Raw genomic sequence first — 18,935 nt, forward strand, 5'->3', positions numbered from 1 at the left:
GTCAAGGGCGGTGTTCAGGCCGGGAAGTGGCGGGCCCATGGCTCGTGTTCGATACGGGCGGTGTTGATCACGGTGCTGAGTAGGCGGTACCAGCCGGTGGTGGTGATCAGTTCGAGAATTTGATCGTCCGGATAGGCAGCGTGCAGGTCCGACCATAGAGAGTCGGAAACTGTTGCGGTGTCGTGGATTTCGTCGACTAGACGGATGAGCATGGCATCGCTGGATGACCATGAGGGGTCGTCAGGCTTGCCGATGACGGTGGCCTCGATTTGTTCCGGGGTCAGACCGACTTCAGTGGCTTGCAGTGCGGCGTGGATGCCCCATTCGTATTCGGCGGCGGCTCGGGCGCAGGTGCGGAGGATGACTATCTCGCGGTCGCGGGGCGGGATGCGGCCGTGGCCGAGGATGCCCGCCCCCAGTGGCCGCATTCGGCCGAAAAGGTCGTCGTGCAGGGCGAGGGTGCGGAAGAGGGCGAGGGGTTCAACGGCCGAGCCCGGCGGCATCCACTTGAGCAGTTGTGCCTCGATTTCGGGAGCGTAGGGCGGGCTCAGGGGCGCGATGCGCGGGGTGGCAGTGATGTCGCTCATGGTCGATCCTCATGCTGGCAGCGATGGCGGAGTATTCTTGCTTCGGAAATAAGAGCAAGGATGGTGACGATGGTAGCTTCGGAATCCGAAGCGGACAAGACTCCGATGATCGGCGGGCCGGTGCGCGGGTCGCGGACCGGGCGGCCGATCATGGTGCTGCTGGATCTGCTCGGCAGGCGGTGGGCGCTGCGGGTGCTGTGGGAGTTGCGCGATGGGCGCGCGGTGACGTTCCGGGAGTTGCAGGCGCTATGCGGCGGCGTGTCTGCCAGCGTGCTCAACGATCGGCTGCGCGAACTCCGGGAGGCGCGGGTGCTGGCCGCGGAACCGAACGGCTATCAGCTCAGCGCGGACGGCCTCGACCTCGTCGCCGCACTCGCGCCGCTACAGGTCTGGGTACAACGCTGGGCCGACGACGCCCCGGGGAAGCAGCCCTGACACGCGTCTGTTGATTTCACGCACCGGGTTTCGCATGCGATTCTCGTCGCGAAATCAATAGGCGCGCGGCTACTTCGGCGGGTTGCCGATCATCCGGACTCTCTGTCCCTCCCAATGGAATTGGACCCGGGTGACGGTGCCGTCGGGGCAGGCGTTGCAGCTGCCCGGCGTCTTGTACGCCAGCCCGACGGTGTCGTCGGTGGTGCGGTCCACGTCCAGCGACGTGAACCCGTGCGCCTCCTGCGTCGCGGTGCCGAGGTAGGCACCCTTGTGGAACAGCAACGCTTGGTTCGGCGAACTCCCCGTGGCCCCCTGCACCGTGATGATCGCGGTCGACAAGGTGGCGCACGGATCGAAATTGCCCTCGAAGCCGCGCGGGTCGGTCGACCACGGTGCGTGCGTCACCGGCTCGACCGGCAGCGTCGCGACGGCGGACTGGATCACCTGCGCGGTCAGATCGACACCGCAGGTGACAGGCAGGCTCGACGTCGTCGGATCCGCGTTGTGCACGTGGGTCTGCGATGACCCACTGTCGTTGTCGGCGGCACACCCGGCGGCCGCCATGACGAGTCCAGCACACAGCACAACTACGGGCCGAGCCATCCGTACCACGAAAGATCCTCTTCAGGTCCGCCGACAGATTCGAGCTAGCTCGGCACAGCCTAGGCGGTTGACGCGGTTGAGGGCGCGTTGGCCACGGCGAGATAATCGATCACTTGATGCAGGTCCGGATACAGCCGGTGCGCGAGCCGCCGGGACTCCTCGGTCGGCTGCACCAGATCGGGAACCAGGATGCAGCGCAGCCCCGCGGCGCACGCCGCGCGCAGGCCGTTGGTCGAATCCTCCAGCGCGAGTGTCGTTTCCGTCTCGCCGCCGAGTGCGGCCATCGCCTTCAGGTACGGCTCGGGATCGGGCTTGCCCTTGGTCACGTCCTGCCGCGTCACCACCACATCGAACCGGTCGGCGATGCCGGCCAGTTGCAGGTGATGGTCGGCGCGGTCCCGCGACGACGAGGTGGCGATCGCCTTCGGCACCCCTTGCGCCTCCAGCGCGTCGAGCAGCGCCAGCGCACCCGGCTTGGTGGTCAGCCTGCCGCTGTCGACGAGCTGACGCAGGTGCACGTCGTGCAGCGCGAAGTACTCCTCCAGCGGGAAACCCCGGCCGTACGCGGCCGCGGCGAGCGTCCGGCATCGATCGGCGGGCACGCCGATCATGCTGCGGCAGAACTCGATCGGCATCTCGTAGCCGAGCTCGGCGCCCGCACTGACCAAAGACTCCATGGCCAGGCTCTCCGAGTCGATCAGCAGGCCGTCCATATCGAAGACGACCGCCCGAACCGGACTTTCGGCGTTCACCCGTTGCTCCCTTCCGATTGCGGCGCCAGCCGGCGCCGGACCGCGGCCTCGACACCGTCGCGGCTGATCTCGGCGAGGGCGTCACCGACCTGCCGCTGCACGTTCTCCAGTTCCGGTAGCGTGCCGAAAATATCGGTGCGCTGCAAGAACGCCTGCGCACAGCGGTGCGGATCGCTGTCGACCAGCACCGCGAGCGAGTCTTCCCGCGGGTCGATCAGCTCCATCACCGCGCCGGGGGCGTGGCTCGCGGTGAACCAGCGGATCCACGCGGCGATCAGCAGGGTCGCCCCGGGGGTCGGCCTGCCCGCCTCGATGTTGTCGCGCAGTGCGTCGACGACCCGCGGCATCATCTTGTCCGACCCGTTGCGGCCGATCCGCGTCATATCCTGCGCGATAGCGGGATTACGGAAGCGACGCATCAAATCGGCTACGGTGCGGCGCAATTCGGGCGTGCCGAGGGCCAGCGTCGGCCCCTGCTCGTCCAGCATGAACTGCCGGGCCAGCGCTGCGAGCGCCGGGCTCGCCGTCGCCTCGGCGATGGTGCGGTGCCCCGCCACGCCGCCGAGGTAGGCGAGCAGCATGTGCGTCCCGTTGAGCAGGCGCAGCTTGGCCAGCTCGTAATCCTTGACGTTGGAGACGAATTGGGCGCCGCCGAGTTCCCACTGCGGGCGTTCACCCTCGAAATCCTCGATCGTCCAGGTCATGAACGGCTCGGCGGAGACCGGCGCGAGATCCTCGATGCCGCCGAGCCAATTGCGGGCCACCGCGGCGTCGGTGGGCGCGGTCGGCTGCACGATGCGGTCCACCACGCTGTTCGGGAACTGCACGTGCCTGGCGATCCACTCGGCGAGATGATCGTCGCGCATCAGCGCGAAATCGATGACGGCCCGGCGCAGCGTGCTGCCGTTGGCGCACATGTTGTCGCAGCTGATGATCACCGGCGGGGTGCTCCCCCGCCGCCGGACCAGTTCGAGGCCCTGCGCGAGCATGCCGATCGGGGTGATCGGCCTGGTCGGCGACCGGAGGTCGTGGCGGACGCCGGGGCAGTCCACTTCCAACCGTCCGGTGACCGGCGAAACGCAGTAACCGCTGGCGGTGACGGTGAGCGTGACGATCTTGACGCGCGGGTCGGCGATTCGCTGCGGCACGCCGATCAGGTCGGTCGGCGCGTGCACGGCCTCGGTGATCGAGCCGACCACTTCCACCCGCGCCTGCCCGTCTTCGTGCAGCAGCGTGGTGTACAGGTGGTCCTGCGCCCGTAGCGCGTCGACCACGGTGGGGCGGTTGATCGCGACGGCGGCGATGCCCCAGCGCGGATCGCCGGTCTCGTTCATCGCGTGCTGGGTTGCCAGGGCCTGGTGGGCCCGGTGGAACGAACCGCAGCCGAGGTGCAGGATGCCGGTGGTCAGGCTGCGCGGAGCAAACCCCGGCCGGGCGACCGTGGCGGGCAGCTTGGTGAGCATGTCGGTGGACAGGCGCGGCACCACCTTGCCCGGTATCCGGGATGTCAATTCGGTTCGAGTTTTCTTCGCCGTAATCAGCGGCACACGCATGTGCGGCCTCCGTGGATCTGCGAGAAGGGGCGATATACAGAACGCCGTATCAGCATTGACTAAGCGACGTTTCACACGGTAGGTCAGCCTCGACAGTATTTCGACAGCTAACCCCGAATCGGCCAACTGAAGGCAGTTCGCCGCAGGTCATCACCTGTATTGCAAAAATTCCGTAAAGCACCACTTCAGGCCGCGTGAATCGTCGGTAACTATTGGAAATACGTACTGCCAAAATGCGCTGCCGTGACCTCTGTCACGCGCAGTCATTTCCGATTTGCCCGAAAGGGAACGCTTTAAGATTGCTCTAAGATTTGCTGAATAATTGCCGATTTTCGAGAGGGGAATACACCATAAAGGACGTTCACACGCGATGGCGCGATGCCGAGAAGCGGTGCGGCAGATATGTTTCCGTATGGAAGCGTCATGGGACCCGCCGCGCCGCCCGGCAACCGCCGGGCACGGATCGTAAGCAAAGCTAAGGTTGCCTCGGGGTTGCGGAAGTGCCTGCTGTGCGAAACGAACGGATTCCACTTGGCAGCACACCCGCGCACCTGAGACCACCGCGTCGCGCACCCGACGATTGTCGAGGTCGCCGGTGACGGCCAGTCGACCACGACCTGTATTCCAGGAACGATCCGCTAGCGTCGAGACATGAGCTTGGACGTCGCTGTAGTCGGGTACGGGTTGGCCGGATCGGTCTTCCACGCTCCGCTGATCGCCGCCGAACCGCGCATGCGGGTCGCGGCGGTGGTCACCTCGTCGGCCGAGCGGGCGGCGCAAGCCGAACGCGAACACCCGGGCGTGCGCGTCGTCGCCACTACCGACGAACTGTTCGCGGATCCCACCGGCGTCGATCTAGTCGTCATCGCGACACCCAACCGCACGCATGCCCCGCTGGCGAGGCAGGCGTTGGACGCGGGCCTGCCGGTGGTGGTCGACAAGCCGTTCGCGGTGTCGGTCGCCGAGGGCGAGGACCTGATCAAGCGCGCCGAGCAAGCCGGGCGTGCGCTGACGGTCTTCCAGAATCGTCGCTGGGACGGCGACTTCCTGACCGTCCGTGCCCTCGCGGAAGCGGGCCGGCTCGGCGAAGTGCGACGCTTCGAGTCCCGATTCGAGCGCTGGCGCCCGGTGCCCAAGGGCGGCTGGCGGGAAGTGGGCAGCGCGGCCGACGGCGCCGGACTGCTCTTCGACCTCGGCAGCCATCTCATCGATCAGGCACTGACGCTGTTCGGTCCGGTGAAATCGGTGTATTGCGAACTGGATCGGCGACGCGCGGACATTCAGACCGACGATGACGCCTTCGTCGCACTCACTCACACCTCGGGCGTCCGCTCCCACCTATGGATGAGTGCCGTTGCGCCGCAACTGGGTCCGCGCTTCCGGGTGCTCGGATCGCAGGCAGGCTACGTCACCTACGGCCTCGATCCGCAAGAGAGCGCGCTACGTGACGGCCGCCGCCCCGGCGACGGCAAGCCCTGGGGCACAGTCGGATCCGAGCACTGGGGGGTGTTCGGCGCCGAACCTGCCGTCGAACGTGTCCCCACCATCGCGGGCAACTACCCCGCCTTCTACGCCGAACTGGCTGCCGCCCTGCTGGATGGCGGTCGAGTTCCGGTCGACCCACGCGATGCCGTCGCCACACTGCGCGTGCTGGAAGCCGCGCGCCGATCGGCCGCCGAAGGCGCGGTCGTCACCGGATAACCCGCCTTTCAGCAGGCACACCCCTCAGTTATTGGGCTGGCGACCAACGTCATCCGCCGATAACGTCGACGCTCGGTGTCGGCCGTGGGTAGGCCGAGGGTTCAGGCTGAGAGGAGATCCCCATGGGTTCAACGATTTTCGCGGTGTTCCTGCCGCTGGCTCTGGCCCTGGTGATGTTCGGACTCGGTTTGACCTTGGCCGTCGACGATTTCGCCAGGGTGCTGCGCTATCCGAAGGCCGCGGTGATCGCGCTGCTCTGCCAGATGGTGCTGCTGCCGGCGGTCTGCGTCGGGCTGATCTACCTGTTCCGGCTCGAAGGCGCGCTCGCCGTTGGCATGCTGTTGCTCGCCGCGTCGCCGGGCGGGCCGTCGGCCAACCTGTTCAGCCACATCGCGGGCGGCAACGTCGCGTTGAATATCACGCTCACCGCGATCAATTCGGTGCTCGCGGTGTTCACCATGCCGCTGATCGTCGCGTTCGCCTACAGCCGATTCATGGACGACGCCGGGTCGTTCGGGCTGCGGCCGGACAAGTTCGCGCAAGTGTTCGCGATCGTGCTGGTTCCCGTCGCGATCGGCATGTTCGTGCACCGCCGGTTCACCGGGTGGGCCGAACGGATGCGCGGCAACGTCAAAATCCTCTCGATCGTGGTGCTCGCGCTGGTCGTGCTCGCGGCCGTGGCGAAGAACTTCAGCACGCTCACCGAGAACATCGGCACACTCGCCTCGCTCAGCCTGCTGTTCGCCGTGATCAGTCTGGCCGTCGGCTATTTCGTGCCGCGGCTGTTCCAGGTCGAGGCCGATCAGGCGATCGCGTCGGCGATGGAGATCGGCATCCACAACGGCGCGATCGCGATCGCCATCGCGGGATCGGTACTGCACAGCGACGCGATGGCCGTCCCGGGTGCGGTGTACGGGGTGCTGATGAACATTCCCGCCGCGATCGCGGCATATCTGCTGGCCAGGTACGTCCGGCAAGATCGTCCTGAGCCGGTGCCCGGTGCGGTCGCCGGCGGAAACCGCACCAGCATTTGAGAAACGGCTGACTGGACCGGACACCTCGTCGAGCGGTAGGTAACCTTTCGATGTTCGACACTCGAAGGGAGCCAGCATCGCGATGCGACCGCTCGGCGCAGACGATCCCACGCGGATCGGCGACTACCGGTTACTCGGCGTGCTCGGTGCGGGCGGCATGGGCCGGGTGTATCTGGGACGCAATGCCGGTGGCCGCACGGTAGCGGTCAAGGTGATCCGGCCGGACCTGGTCGGCGACAACGAATTCCGGGAGCGGTTCCGGCGTGAGGTGACCGCCGCCCGACGGGTCGGCGGGCAGTTCACCGCGCCGGTCCTCGACGCCGACGTCGACGCGGACCCGCCGTGGCTGGCAACGGGTTACGTGGCGGGATTCTCGCTGACCGAGGCCGTCGACGAGTACGGGCCGTTCACCGAGAGCTCACTGCTCGTCCTCGCGCACGGGCTGGCCGAGGCGCTGGTCGCCGTGCACGCCGCCGACCTGGTGCACCGCGACCTCAAACCGTCCAATGTGCTGCTGGCCCTCGACGGTCCCAAGGTGATCGACTTCGGCATCGCCCGCGCGATCGACGACAGCCAGTTCACCACCACCGGAAAGGTCATCGGCTCGCCGGGATTCATGTGTCCCGAACAGGTGACCGGCGATCCGGTCGGGCCGGCCGGCGATGTGTTCGCGCTCGGCGGCGTGCTGGTGTTCGCGGCCACCGGGCAGGGGCCGTTCGGGACCGGCGAGATGGTGCAGATGCTGTGGCGCGTGGTGTACGAGGAGCCGCGGCTCGACGCGGTGCCCGACCGCCTGCGCCCGCTGATCGCGGCCTGCCTCACCAAGGACCCGGCCGCTCGGCCGACCCCCGAGCGCATCATCGCCGACCTGACCGCCCTCGGCCTGCCCGGTCGCGGCGGCTGGCTGCCCGGACCGGCGCTGGAAGAGGTCAGCAGGCGCGCGGTGCAGCTGCTCGACCTGGATTCCGGGCCGTTCGATGTGCCCGAGGCACTGAGCAAGCCCGCGAATCCGACGCGGACCGCCGAAACGGTGGTGCGGCCGTTCACGGACCCGAACGCGCGGACCGCCACGAGCCAGCCGGGGTCCGGTCAACCGGATGCCACGCCGCGATCGTGGTGGCAGGGCGCGCCCGGTCCCGCGGGTCAGCCGTATTCCTCAGGGCCACAAGATGGTCCGTATACACCGCCGCACCCACAGGAGTCAGCTGGACAGCTCGGCTACCAGCAGTCACCTGGGCCTCGCGAAGGTTCGTACCCGCCGCCGCACCTACAGCAAGCTGGGCCACACGGCTACCAGCCATCTGCGCCGCAAGACGCTTCCTACGGTCACCGGCAACCGGCGGCACACCCCGCACCGCCCACCCGTCGACGCCCACGCCGCCGTGCCGCATTGATTGCCGGTGCGCTGGTGCTGTGCCTCGTCGTCGCGGCTGCCGCCTTCGTGATAACCGAGCAGTTCACCGGTTCCGATGGCAACACCGATCAGTCCGTCGCGACGGCGGGCGGTCCTGCTGCCGAATTGCCGGAAGCGTTCATCGGCGAATGGAAAGGCGTCGCGAAAGACCAGATCGCCAGCTTCGACATCGTGCTGACGCTGAACGCAGGCACGGTCGGCGAGGAACTCGGCAACTCGTCCAACACCGGGAAAGTCTCCGGCACGACATGCGGCCGAGCCGAGACATTGACGGCCGTCGCCGGCGAAGAACTCACGCTCACCGCACGACTCACCGAGGACGCGGGCGGCTGTAACGACGACGGCAACACGACGCACGTCCAGCTACTTCCCAACGGCACGCTGTCCTATCGCACCGGCAGCGTCATCGGCGATATGGCCGGAATTCTGACCAAAACCTCGTAACCCGGCTTGTGCTACCCGGTAGCTGAGGAAGTGGCAGACTGCGAATCATGGGCGATGCTTCGGGCAGCATGTCAACACCAACCATTACCTGTGCGGGCCGTGTCCGGTCGCAGGCCGAGGCGCATCAGCGGGCGGGAAGGTTGGCGGCGGCACTCGCCGAGGCCGGGGTGCGACCCGGCGATCGGGTCGCGATGATGATTCGCAACGATATCGAGTTCGTCGAGGTTTCCCTGGCCATCGCGGTGTGCGGGGCGAACTCGGTGCCGATCAATACGCGGTGGCAGGTGCCCGAGGTCGCGCATGTGCTCGTGGACAGTGACGCGCGGGTGATCATCGCGCACACCGAGTTCATCGATATCGTCGAACAGGCGGCGCCGCACGAGGATACGACCATTCTCGAGGTCGAGATGGCGCGCGAGCCGCTCGCCGCGGCGGGGCTGGACCCGGCACTGAACGAGCCGACCGGCAGGCACTCGACCTTGGAACAGTGGATCGACGCGCATCCCGAGCCGCTCGGCCGGATCGAAGGCTCGCGCGACGACTCGACCGGCTTGATCTACACCTCCGGCACCACCGGAAAACCCAAAGGCGTACTGCGCGAACGAATGACGCCACACCAGTGGTTATCGGTGGCAGGCAGCGCGGCCAAGCGGCTCGGCCTCACCCCACGCGGGCAGGCGGTGATCCCCGGACCGCTGTATCACGCGAGCCCGAACGGCATCGCGACGCTCGCGCTGCGGGTCGGCACCAGCATCACGATCATGCCGCGCTGGGATGCCGAACAGTTCCTGCGCATCGTCGACGAGCGCCGCGTCACCCAGGCCAAGGTGGTGCCGACCATGCTGTCGCGGCTGCTGTCGCTGCCCGCGGACGTGCGCGGCCGCTACGACGTCTCCAGCCTCACCCACCTGATCCACTCGTCCGCGCCCTGCCCGCCCGCGGTGAAGCGGGCCGCGATCGACTGGTTCGGCGACGCGCTGGTCGAGTACTACGGCTGCGCCGAAGCGGGCACCATCACCTGGATCTCCGCGAGCGAATGGCTGGCCCATCCCGGCAGCGTCGGCCGGCCGGCGGACGGCGCGGCCGCCGTCATCGTCGATGACGCGGGCGAACCGCTGCCCGCGGGCGAGACCGGCCAGGTGTTCGTGCGCGGCGCCGATTACTGGCCGAAGTTCCGCTACCTGCACGACAACGGCGAAGCGGACAGCCCGATACCGGGCTTCCTCGCCGTCGGCGACCGCGGCTACCTCGACGACGACGGCTTCCTCTATATCACCGGACGGGCCAACGACCTCATCATCTCCGGCGGCGTGAACATCTATCCAGCCGAGATCGAGAACGCGATCATGGCCCTGGACGGCGTCGAGGATGTCGCGGTGTTCGGCATCGCGCACCACGGCGATCTCGGCGAAGTCGTTGCCGCCCAGGTTGTTCCGCGTCCCGGCGCCGAGCTCACCGAGGAAAGCGTGCTGGCCGGGCTGGCCGGGCAGCTCGCCGCGTACAAGGTGCCGAGGGTGCTGCGGATCGTGGCCGAACTGCCCCGCGACGATGCGGGCAAGATCTACAAACGTCAGCTCCGAGCGGAGATGTCCGACGCCGGATAAGGTGCGGCGGTGGACAGAGCCGAATGGGTCGAGCGTGGCACCTCCATCGTCGACCGCTTGACGACAACGCAAACCCAGCCGCCGTGGTGGTTGGTGGCCGGTGCCGGCGTGGTGGCGCTCGTGCTGGTGGGATACACGCCCATCTGGCGGTTCACCCGCAATATCGTCACCATCGCGCACGAGGGCGGGCACGCGCTCGTCGCGCTGCTCACCGGGCGCAAGCTCAACAGCATCCGATTGCATTCGGACACTTCGGGTCTCACCGTGTCGAGCGGAAAGCCGTACGGCCTCGGCATGATTCTCACGACGATGGCGGGCTATCCGGGGCCGCCGCTGCTCGGGCTGGCCTTCGCCGCGTTGCTCGGCGCGAGCCGGATCACGCTGATGCTGTGGGTGGCCATCGTGCTGCTGGCCGCGGTGCTGATCATGACGCGCAATGTCTACGGCATGCTGACGGTGTTCGCGGTCGGTGCGACCGTGTTCGCGGTGTCCTGGTTCGGCACCGACACACTGCAGGCGGGCTTCGCCTACCTGGGCGCCTGGTTCCTGCTGCTCGCCGGGGCGCGGCCGGTGATCGAATTGCAGCGCGGGCGATCTCGGCAGTTGCGCAGCCGATATCAGGAGGATGTCGCCTCCGACGCCGATCAACTCGCGCGGCTCACGCACCTGCCCGGGTTGCTGTGGGTCGGGGTGTTCGGGGTGATTGCGGTGGGGTCGCTGGTCATCGGGGCGGGCTTCCTGATCTCCGATATCTCCGGGATCTGCCTGCAGAGCGTGACCGGCGGGACCTGCCCCACCGGGCAGTAGGGCGGGCTTCGTTGCAGCATGAGCAACGAAGGGTTGTCTGGGTCGGCTAATGTTGGGCCGCCTCCGGTTTCGCCGGAAATGTCTCGACCCATCCTCGCCGTCGCCGAACGTCAGCGCCTGTTCGCCGCGCGGCGCGTGAACATCCCGGAGCAGAACATGATCACCACCATCCGCCTCGCTCTCGTCGCCGCTTTGCTGCTCGGCGGTGCCACGCTGCTGGGCGCGGGCCAGGCCGGGGCTTCCGTCGAATCCGCTTGCGGCACTGCGTTGTCGCCCGCCGAGGTCTCCGCGATCGCTGATCTCTCGGATACCAGCAAGCTCACCGGCTCCTCGCTGGAACAGCTGACACAAGCCGTCGAACAGCATCGGCAGCTCACCGAGATCCTGGTCGAACATCGTGATCTGCGTGGCGTGTTCGCGCTCGGTCTCGATGCCGTCGAGCAGGCCGCCGTGATGCCGTTGCAGCGCGCCCCGGCCTCGTTCGCCGACCCTGAGTGGGCGCATCGGATCAGTCTCGAACTGCTGTCCCGGTTCCTGCGCAACGTGCACGCCGAATTCACCGGCGCACAGACCGATCCGCAGTGGACCAACTACTTCGACCTCGCGCGCCGGTGCGAGCTGTCCCCGGCTCGCGTCGCGATGGCCGGATACGACGCTCATCTCTCGGTCGATCTGTCCTACGCGGTGGCCGCGGTCGGCGGCACACCCGCGAACGCGGGCGACTATTTCAAGATCGTCGACGCGATCGCGCAGCAAGGGTCGTTGATCGTGAGTTCGACCAAGGAGATCTATCACGGTGACCTCGGGCCGCTGTGGCGGTTCTACTTCGTCGGCGAGGGCCTCGATCTGGTTGTCGGCCAGGGGGTGGGCACACCGCAGTTGCTTCGCCTCGCCGACGCCGGTGCCAACGTGGTGATCTTCGGGAACGGACTCGCGCTGACCGATCCGGCCCTCGCGCCTGCCGCCCGCGTCGAGATCGACGCGCTGTGGCGCAGCGCGGACGTGGCGTTCGAGGTGCTCAGCCGACTCGGCGGGCTGTAGAGGTTTAGCTTTCCGGATTCGCGGCACGCCTACTCCGGGGGTGAACGATGGAAGGAGTTGTCGGCATGTCGGACGACCTGAATGGGACGCGCGTACTGATCATCACTTCGAATACGGGTGTGGAGCGCGATGAGCTGCTGGTTCCGCAGCGGGAACTGAAGGAGCGCGGCGCCACCGTCGTGCATGCCGCGCCGAAGAACGAGCAGGTGCAGACCTTCGAGCACGACACCGAGAAGGACGTCACCGCGCAGCCGGATTCGGCGCTCGAGGATGTCTCGGTGGACGACTTCGACGTGCTCGTGGTCCCAGGCGGCACAGTCAACGCAGACAAGCTGCGGGTGGAAGACCGCGCGGTCGAACTGGCCAAGGAGTTCGCCGCCGCGGGTAAGCCGATCGCCGCGATCTGTCACGGGCCGTGGTTGCTCGTCGAGGCGGAACTCACCCCGGACAAGACGCTGACCTCGTACTTCTCGCTGCGCACGGATGTGCTCAATGCGGGCGGCCGGTGGGTCGATCAGCCGGTGGTGCGTTCGGCCGAGAACGGCTGGGCGCTGATCACGTCCCGCAATCCGGACGACCTTCCTGACTTCTGCCGGGTGATCGGTGACGAGCTGGTCAAGAAGTCATAGGAGGAGGCTGGCTTGGCAGTCTTAGCTACCGACTGCGGCCCGTGACGGGCAGTTTCACAACACGCCGTAGTCGAGGAGTTGGACGCGAAGCAATAGGCCAGGAACTACTCGACGTCATCGAGAAGCTGGACACGAAATCAATGTCAGCGGCCGCCAGATGCGGCGCCGAGGAACTGATCGCCGCGCAATAGGCCAGGGCTGCTCGTCGCCGCAATGGGGTCGGGGGTGTCACTGGTCGCGCAGTGCCGCCGATGTTTCGCGAGCCAGTTCGGCTGGGTCGCGGGTCGCATCGACGGTGGTGCCGCGCTCGTCGTCTGCCAGCGGCTCGAGCGCGGCCAGCTGCGAGTCGAGCAGGCTTGATGGCATGAAATGGCCGGTGCGGTCGGTCATTCGGTGCGCGAGTTCTTCGTGTGACGCGGACAGGTGCAGGAAGTATGCGTCAGGTGCGGCGGCGCGGAGTCGGTCGCGGTAGGCGCGTTTCAGCGCTGAGCAGGTGACCACGCCGCCCTGCTCGGTGCGTTCGCCCATCCACGCGGCGACCGTGTCGAGCCAGGGCGCGCGGTCTTCGTCGTCCAGTGGGATGCCCGCCGCCATCTTCGCGATGTTGGCCGCCGGGTGGAAGTCGTCGCCTTCGGCGTATTCGACCCCGAGTTCGGCGGCGAGTGCCCGGCCGACCGTCGATTTGCCGGACCCCGACACCCCCATCACAACCACGACGGGCAGCGCTCGCTCCGGCACATCGGCTCCTTTGCTCGGTGCGCGCCGCCCCACGGTGGGCGGTGCGACATGTCCGAACAGACATTAGCGCGGCCGTCGCGGGGCCTGGTCGAGCACGTCTGCACCGGCGACGATCTGCGATGGGCCGCCTTCTGTGGCACGGCAATCCGGCCGCGGGCGATCAGCCCCGGCCCGTTACGTACTCGGCCGATCACCCCGGCCCGTCACGTACTCGGCCGCACTCGGCATCATCTGCCGACCGCCGCGATCAGTTCGGCGAGCGCGCGACGAGCGTCGTTGTCCACCGGCAGCAATGGCGGCCGCGGGTCGCCCGCGTTGATACCGAGAGCGTGCAAGCCCGCTTTGACGGTTCTCGGCAGGCCGCCTCGGGTCATCGCAACGAGCAATGGCTCCAGCTGTTCAAAAAGCTTTGTCGCTGTATCAACTTCACCCACTGTCAGCAGCCGCCACACTGCCACGATCTGTTCCGGCACCAAACACGGTGCGGCAGTGCACCATCCGGCGGCACCGGCTTCGAATGCTTGCAGGGCGAGCCGATTGCTGCCGTTGAAGAACGGCACGTCCGCGCCGAGCGCCGCGATCCGCCGCATCCGCGCGATATCCCCGCTGGATTCCTTGATCATCGTGATGTTGTCCACGCCCGCAACGAGATCCACCAGAAACTCCGGTGTCATGTCGATGCCGCTGGTGCCGGGATTGTTGTAAGCCATGATCGGCAGCGTCACCGCGTCGGCCACCGCGGTGAAGTGCCTGCGCAGCTCCGCCTCGGTCAACCGCCAGTAAGCGACCGGCAACATCATCAGCGCAGTGGCGCCGAGTCGTTCGGCAAGTCGCGCCCGCGCGATCGTCCCGGCCGTGGTCAACTCCGACACCCCGATCACCGTCGGCACCCGGCCATCGACCTGCTCCACACAGATCGACGCCACCGCCGCCCATTCCTGATCGTCGAGATACGCGCTCTCCCCGGTACTCCCCAGTGGCGCAACAGCATCCACGCCCGCGTCGACCAGTCGATCCACCAGTCCCCGCAGTACTCCCTCGTCGACCTTGCCGCTGTCGGCACTGAACGGCGTCACCGGATACGCCACGATCCCTGTGATCATCGAAACCTCCCTTACCTCGACCCCCATCATTGCCCGGGTGGCGGAATTCATAGTGAGGGATGAGCCGCATGCCCCGGTCGTACCGTCCGGAAGCGTGCTCGGGCACCATGGTGATCATGGAATTGCGCATCTTCACCGAGCCGCAGCAGGGTGCGAGCTATGACACGCTGCTGACCGTTGCGAAAGCCACCGAGGACCTGGGATTCGACGCGTTCTTCCGGTCCGACCACTACGCCGCGATGGGCGGCGCGGACGGACTGCCCGGGCCCACCGATGCCTGGATCACGCTGGCCGGGCTGGCCAGGGAGACCAAGCGGATCCGCCTCGGCACGCTGGTCACCGCCGCCACCTTCCGGCTGCCTGGCCCGCTGGCGATCCAGGTCGCCCAAGTGGACCAGATGTCCGGTGGCCGTGTGGAACTCGGCCTCGGCAGCGGCTGGTTCGCCGACGAGCACGCCGCCTACGGCATCCCGTTCCCCGCGGACAAATTCGCGCGGCTGGAGGAGCAGCTCGCGATCATCACCGGGCTGTGGTCGACCAAGCCGGGTGACAGGTTCGACTTCGACGGCAAGCACTACCAGCTGACCAACTCCCCCGCGCTGCCCAAGCCGGTGCAGGATCCGGTGCCGGTGCTGATCGGCGGACACGGCGCCACCCGCACGCCGCGGCTGGCCGCGCAGTACGCGACCGAGTTCAACATGCCGTTCTCCTCGATCGAGGACAGCGCCGCCCAGTTCGAGCGGGTCCGCGCGGCCGCCGTGGCGCACGGTCGCCGGGCCGACGACCTGGTCTACTCGAGCGCCCTCGTCGCCTGTGTCGGCGCCGACGACGCCGAGGTGGCGCGCCGGGCCGCGGCGATCGGACGCGAGGTGGACGAGCTGAAGGCGAACGGCCTGGCCGGTTCGCCCGCCGAGGTGGTCGGCAAGATCGGCCGCTACGCCGAGATCGGCGCGCAACGGATCTACCTGCAGATACTGGACCTCGCCGATCTCGACCACCTCGAGCTGATCGCCGACCAGGTGCAAGGGAAACTCTGACATGGAAGGCGGGAAGGCGAGCCGGACGGCGTTCGCTACCGCACATGCGCGCGCCTATCACCAGATGGCACCCGAACCGCGCGTATTCACCGATCCGTTGGCGGTATCGATCACGGGTGTGACCGCGGCGGAGCTGGCCGACCAATCCGTCGCCGCGACGGCCGGACTGTCGAGCACGGAAGCCGCGTTCCACCGCGTCCGGCGGTTGTTCCTGGCCGCCCGGTCGCGCTTCGCGGAGGAGACGGTCGCCGACGCGGTGGCGGACGGGGTGCGGCAGGTGGTGATCCTCGGCGCGGGGTTGGACACCTTCGCCTATCGCAATCCCGATCCGGCGCTGCGGGTATTCGAGGTCGACCATCCCGCGACGCAGGCGTGGAAACGTCAGCTGCTCGCGGCGGCGGGAATCGCCGTCCCCGACTCGCTGACCTTCGCACCGGTCGATTTCGAGAGTGAAACGCTGGCAGCAGGTTTGGCCTCGGCAGGCTTTGCCCGAGACCAGCCTGCCGCCTTCGTCTGGCTCGGCGTCGTGATGTATCTGAGCAGGGAGGCCATCCAGTCGACTTTGCGGTACATGGCCGCGCAGGCGACGCCGGTGCGGCTGGCGTTCGACTACATCCCGCCTGCCGCCGACGCCGCGCCGGAACACCGGGCTCAACTGCAAGCCCGGGCGGATCGCCTGGCCGCGCTCGGCGAACCATTGCTGAGCCACTTCACCGCCGCTGAACTGGCAGCGGAGTTGCGCACGGCAGGCTTCGACGACGTCGAAGACCTCAGTGCGCTCGAGCTCCTCGCGGGCTACGTGGGTCAGGCCGAGCTCGGTCCCGACCCGGAGCGGCTGCACACCCGCGTCGCCCGCGCCCGCCGCACCTGATCAGCCGAGCGGCCTGCTGGTCGGCAGGTTCACGAAGCTCGGCTCGGCCGGATCCAGTTGCAGGGACTGCGGTTTGAGCTCGGTGTTGTTGAGCAGCGGCCGGAACGGCAAGGCCTTGGGCGAGTTTCCGGCGAAGACGTCGACGCGCAGTCGATGTCCGGGCTGCAGCACCGCCTGGATCGGGATGACGGCGATGTCGAGCGCTACGGGCTTACCCGGGACCACGGGCAACATGCTGTCCAGGGTGATCGGGTTGTATGGGGCGGTGTAGTCGCCGTTGGGCGAGCGGGTGCTCTTCGCCTCGTCGACCGCGCGCATCGACGCGGTGAGCTGGCCGGTGCTCAATACGGTCGAGGTTCCCGCCGGGGCAACGTCGTTCACGGTGACCGCCCAGTATCCGTCGGTCGCATCGTGGATCGTGTTGAGGTGCAGGTTGATCGGGCCGGAGATGACCGTCGGTTCGGTGACCGGTGTGCCGGTGAAGGTCAGTGCGTCGTGTTCGGCGATGCGAGAGTCCTTGGCGCACATATCCAATACCGCGGTCATCCCGGCGGCGCCCTGCGCGGTATCCCGCGAGCACGCGTTGGCGATGCCGGGCGACACCGTCAGGGTGCGGGGCTCGTCGGGCTTTGTCGCGGACAGCGATCCGTCATAGCCGCTCTCGGCGGTGCCGCTAGGGGTCGCGGACAGGTAGACCCGGCGATGGGTGGTGCCGGCCTGCGGGAACTGCCCCAGTGTCCGCCAGCCGCCGCCCTGTTCCCATAGGGTCACCGGCCCGAATTCGCCGAGGCCGTGGTCGATGTCCTTGAGCCACTTGTCGAACCACACTCGTTGCAACACCTCGAGGCGCGCCGGGCCGCCGGGCCCGCCCGTGCCCGCGCCGGGATTCGCGTGATAGGTGTCGCCGACGAGCAGCTGTTTCTGGTTCGCGGGCAACGGGATCGCGTTGAACAGCGTGGTCGCGCTGTTGGCGAAGATGTCGTGCCAGCCGCCATAGACGAAGGTGGGCACCGTGATTCGCTCCGGATGCCCGAGGATGGCCTGCCGGAAATCGCTGTCGTGGTCCAGCGCGGCGGCCAGCGTCTGCGGAACCTGGTCGAGTGTCGGTGTGAGCAGCGCCTGGGTCAGCAGGTCGTAATTCGTTGCCGGGTCGGCCATCCGGTCGTGGAACCACCGCCAGTCGAAGGTGCCGTTCAGTATCGACCGCACGTCGGGGATCAGCTTCGTCTGGTTCACATTGCTCAGCCAGAGCGGCAGGAAGGTGGTGCCGATGCCGCCGCCCGGCGCGACGACATCGCGCATCAGATCGCTACCCGGTTCGACCGGGAAGATGGCTTTCAAAGGGCCAGGGGCATTTTCGGCCGCGCGCAGCTGCGTGATGCCCGCGTAGGAGCCGCCGCTCATGCCGACCTTGCCGGTGGACCACCGCTGGGCCGCGGCCCACTCGATCACTTCGCGAGTGTCGAGTTGTTCGCGGGCGCCGAGGGTGTCCCAGGTGCCCTGCGAGAAGCCCGTGCCGCGCACATCCGCGACCACCAGGGTGTATCCGCTGCGGATCAGGCTGCGGTCGATGCCGAGGACGGTCTGCACGGTGCCGCCGTCGAGTGCGTGCAGCAGATCGCCGAAGCCGCTGATCGGCGTGCCGGATAGGTTCATCCGGCTCAGCAGGCTCAGCACCATGGGCTGGAGGTCGGGCGTCGCCATTGCCGAATCGACCAGGTTGGACAGCAGTTTGGTGTACGGCGTGAGGTTCACGATGGTCGGCAGCGGCTGCTGTTCGACCGCGCCCGCCGCGTCCACCGGCCGGTACACATTCGCCTTCAGCATGACGCCGTCGCTCATCCGGATCGGGACGTCCCAGTCGATGTGCACGTCGGAGTACGGTTGCGGCCCGTCGTGCAGCGCCGTCCACTGATCGCTGGGCGCGGCCGCCACCGTTCCCGCGGCAAACCCGCCGCCACCAACGATGATCGATAGCACAGTCGCCAATCGAGCCACGCGGACAAACCGTTGTGCCACTTGCTGCCCCGAAAGCATCCTGCTCCTCGACCGATGTGCCGCACGTTGATGGGGTAACGCAGTACCGGAGGCACAACATAGCAATCTGTTCGCAAATAGCCGGGAGGTACGGCCTGGTCGGTTTGTCGCAGTGACGCCGGCGCGACAAACCGATCCGGTTGCGCGGTAGGCGCATTTGCGCAAATCGGACACTATAGATACCGCGCAGTTTGATTTAAGAATCAGGCAGGCAGCAGCGTTCCGGTCAGTCGTTCCGCCTCGTCCCACAGCCGCCGCGCCGCCTCTTTGTCCCGCGCCCGGCGCGGCACCGATGCGACATGGGTCGGGCCGACCAGACCGAATCGTCCACTGGGACCGTAGTATTCGCCATTGCGCGCCATGATCACGTGCGCGCCCGCACCGGCCAGACGCGCGGCCGCCTCTTTCCCTGTCCCGCTGTTCGCGCCGGTGATGACGACAGTTTTACCGGTCTGATCAGGTACTTCATACATCGTGAGCTCCTGTCGGAGATTTAAGAGACCGTCGGTCTGTTGATGGTTCTCACGTTAACGGACCACCGGTCT

General features: G+C 67.3%; 18 protein-coding genes. 10 read left to right on the forward strand and 8 right to left on the reverse strand.

The features are described 5' to 3' along the window. Nucleotides 1–14: 14 nt before the first annotated feature. The gene (locus ACFWF1_RS06790; RefSeq protein WP_379286054.1) at nucleotides 15–587 is read right to left on the reverse strand and encodes a carboxymuconolactone decarboxylase family protein; all 573 of its coding nucleotides are present in this window, start codon (nucleotides 585–587) and stop codon (nucleotides 15–17) included. Nucleotides 588–656: 69 nt separating this feature from the next. Between ACFWF1_RS06790 and ACFWF1_RS06795 the strand changes: the two genes are divergently transcribed. Then, the gene (locus ACFWF1_RS06795; protein ID WP_379286055.1) at nucleotides 657–1,022 is read left to right on the forward strand and encodes a winged helix-turn-helix transcriptional regulator; all 366 of its coding nucleotides are present in this window, start codon (nucleotides 657–659) and stop codon (nucleotides 1,020–1,022) included. A gap of 69 nt (nucleotides 1,023–1,091) precedes the next feature. Here ACFWF1_RS06795 and ACFWF1_RS06800 read toward each other — a convergent pair whose 3' ends face one another. From ACFWF1_RS06800 to ACFWF1_RS06810, 3 genes are read right to left on the reverse strand one after another with little or no spacing between them, the layout of a single operon-like run. Continuing rightward, a complete protein-coding gene (locus ACFWF1_RS06800) occupies nucleotides 1,092–1,625 on the reverse strand; it encodes an LppP/LprE family lipoprotein (RefSeq protein WP_379286057.1) in 534 nt (177 codons plus the stop codon). Nucleotides 1,626–1,684: 59 nt separating this feature from the next. Continuing rightward, nucleotides 1,685–2,377, reverse strand: a complete 693-nt coding sequence (locus ACFWF1_RS06805; protein ID WP_379286058.1) for an HAD family hydrolase — start codon at nucleotides 2,375–2,377, stop codon at nucleotides 1,685–1,687. Further along, nucleotides 2,374–3,930, reverse strand: a complete 1,557-nt coding sequence (locus ACFWF1_RS06810; RefSeq protein WP_379286060.1) for a mannitol dehydrogenase family protein — start codon at nucleotides 3,928–3,930, stop codon at nucleotides 2,374–2,376. Before ACFWF1_RS06810 ends, ACFWF1_RS06805 begins: the two co-directional genes overlap by 4 nt. Before the next feature lie 651 nt (nucleotides 3,931–4,581). On the opposite strand from ACFWF1_RS06810, the gene ACFWF1_RS06815 reads away from it, so the two are divergent. From ACFWF1_RS06815 to ACFWF1_RS06845, 7 genes are all read left to right on the forward strand, one after another. After that, nucleotides 4,582–5,631 (forward strand): Gfo/Idh/MocA family oxidoreductase, encoded by a 1,050-nt coding sequence (locus tag ACFWF1_RS06815; protein ID WP_379286062.1) that lies wholly within the window; start codon nucleotides 4,582–4,584, stop codon nucleotides 5,629–5,631. 122 nt (nucleotides 5,632–5,753) lie between these two features. Then, nucleotides 5,754–6,665, forward strand: a complete 912-nt coding sequence (locus ACFWF1_RS06820) for a bile acid:sodium symporter family protein (RefSeq protein WP_379286064.1) — start codon at nucleotides 5,754–5,756, stop codon at nucleotides 6,663–6,665. Between the two features lie 82 nt (nucleotides 6,666–6,747). After that, the gene (locus tag ACFWF1_RS06825; RefSeq protein WP_379286066.1) at nucleotides 6,748–8,523 is read left to right on the forward strand and encodes a protein kinase; all 1,776 of its coding nucleotides are present in this window, start codon (nucleotides 6,748–6,750) and stop codon (nucleotides 8,521–8,523) included. Nucleotides 8,524–8,570: 47 nt separating this feature from the next. Then, nucleotides 8,571–10,127, forward strand: coding sequence for an AMP-binding protein (locus ACFWF1_RS06830; RefSeq protein WP_379286068.1), 1,557 nt, complete (start codon nucleotides 8,571–8,573; stop codon nucleotides 10,125–10,127). Nucleotides 10,128–10,136: 9 nt separating this feature from the next. Next, nucleotides 10,137–10,934, forward strand: a complete 798-nt coding sequence (locus ACFWF1_RS06835; protein ID WP_379286070.1) for a M50 family metallopeptidase — start codon at nucleotides 10,137–10,139, stop codon at nucleotides 10,932–10,934. A 78-nt stretch (nucleotides 10,935–11,012) separates the two neighbouring features. Beyond that, on the forward strand, nucleotides 11,013–11,975 hold the full coding sequence (locus ACFWF1_RS06840) for a DUF5995 family protein (RefSeq protein WP_379286072.1): 963 nt from the start codon (nucleotides 11,013–11,015) through the stop codon (nucleotides 11,973–11,975). Between the two features lie 65 nt (nucleotides 11,976–12,040). Then, a complete protein-coding gene (locus tag ACFWF1_RS06845; RefSeq protein ID WP_379286074.1) occupies nucleotides 12,041–12,604 on the forward strand; it encodes a type 1 glutamine amidotransferase domain-containing protein in 564 nt (187 codons plus the stop codon). Between the two features lie 228 nt (nucleotides 12,605–12,832). Here ACFWF1_RS06845 and ACFWF1_RS06850 read toward each other — a convergent pair whose 3' ends face one another. Beyond that, nucleotides 12,833–13,342 (reverse strand): gluconokinase, encoded by a 510-nt coding sequence (locus ACFWF1_RS06850; RefSeq protein WP_379286076.1) that lies wholly within the window; start codon nucleotides 13,340–13,342, stop codon nucleotides 12,833–12,835. A 227-nt stretch (nucleotides 13,343–13,569) separates the two neighbouring features. Next, entirely contained in the window at nucleotides 13,570–14,445 is an 876-nt protein-coding gene (locus ACFWF1_RS06855) for a dihydrodipicolinate synthase family protein (RefSeq protein ID WP_379286077.1), read from the reverse strand. Nucleotides 14,446–14,561: 116 nt separating this feature from the next. On the opposite strand from ACFWF1_RS06855, the gene ACFWF1_RS06860 reads away from it, so the two are divergent. Continuing rightward, a complete protein-coding gene (locus tag ACFWF1_RS06860) occupies nucleotides 14,562–15,482 on the forward strand; it encodes an LLM class F420-dependent oxidoreductase (RefSeq protein ID WP_379286284.1) in 921 nt (306 codons plus the stop codon). 1 nt (nucleotide 15,483) lies between these two features. After that, nucleotides 15,484–16,353, forward strand: a complete 870-nt coding sequence (locus tag ACFWF1_RS06865; RefSeq protein ID WP_379286078.1) for a class I SAM-dependent methyltransferase — start codon at nucleotides 15,484–15,486, stop codon at nucleotides 16,351–16,353. Here the strand turns inward: ACFWF1_RS06865 and ACFWF1_RS06870 are convergent, their stop codons facing one another. Together ACFWF1_RS06870 and ACFWF1_RS06875 are read right to left on the reverse strand one after the other, a co-directional pair. Next, the gene (locus tag ACFWF1_RS06870; protein ID WP_379286080.1) at nucleotides 16,354–18,390 is read right to left on the reverse strand and encodes a CocE/NonD family hydrolase; all 2,037 of its coding nucleotides are present in this window, start codon (nucleotides 18,388–18,390) and stop codon (nucleotides 16,354–16,356) included. A gap of 203 nt (nucleotides 18,391–18,593) precedes the next feature. Continuing rightward, on the reverse strand, nucleotides 18,594–18,863 hold the full coding sequence (locus ACFWF1_RS06875) for a hypothetical protein (protein ID WP_379286082.1): 270 nt from the start codon (nucleotides 18,861–18,863) through the stop codon (nucleotides 18,594–18,596). Nucleotides 18,864–18,935 lie beyond the last annotated feature (72 nt).

The sequence above is a fragment of the Nocardia sp. NPDC060255 genome (assembly GCF_042727395.1).
Taxonomy (GTDB): domain Bacteria; phylum Actinomycetota; class Actinomycetes; order Mycobacteriales; family Mycobacteriaceae; genus Nocardia.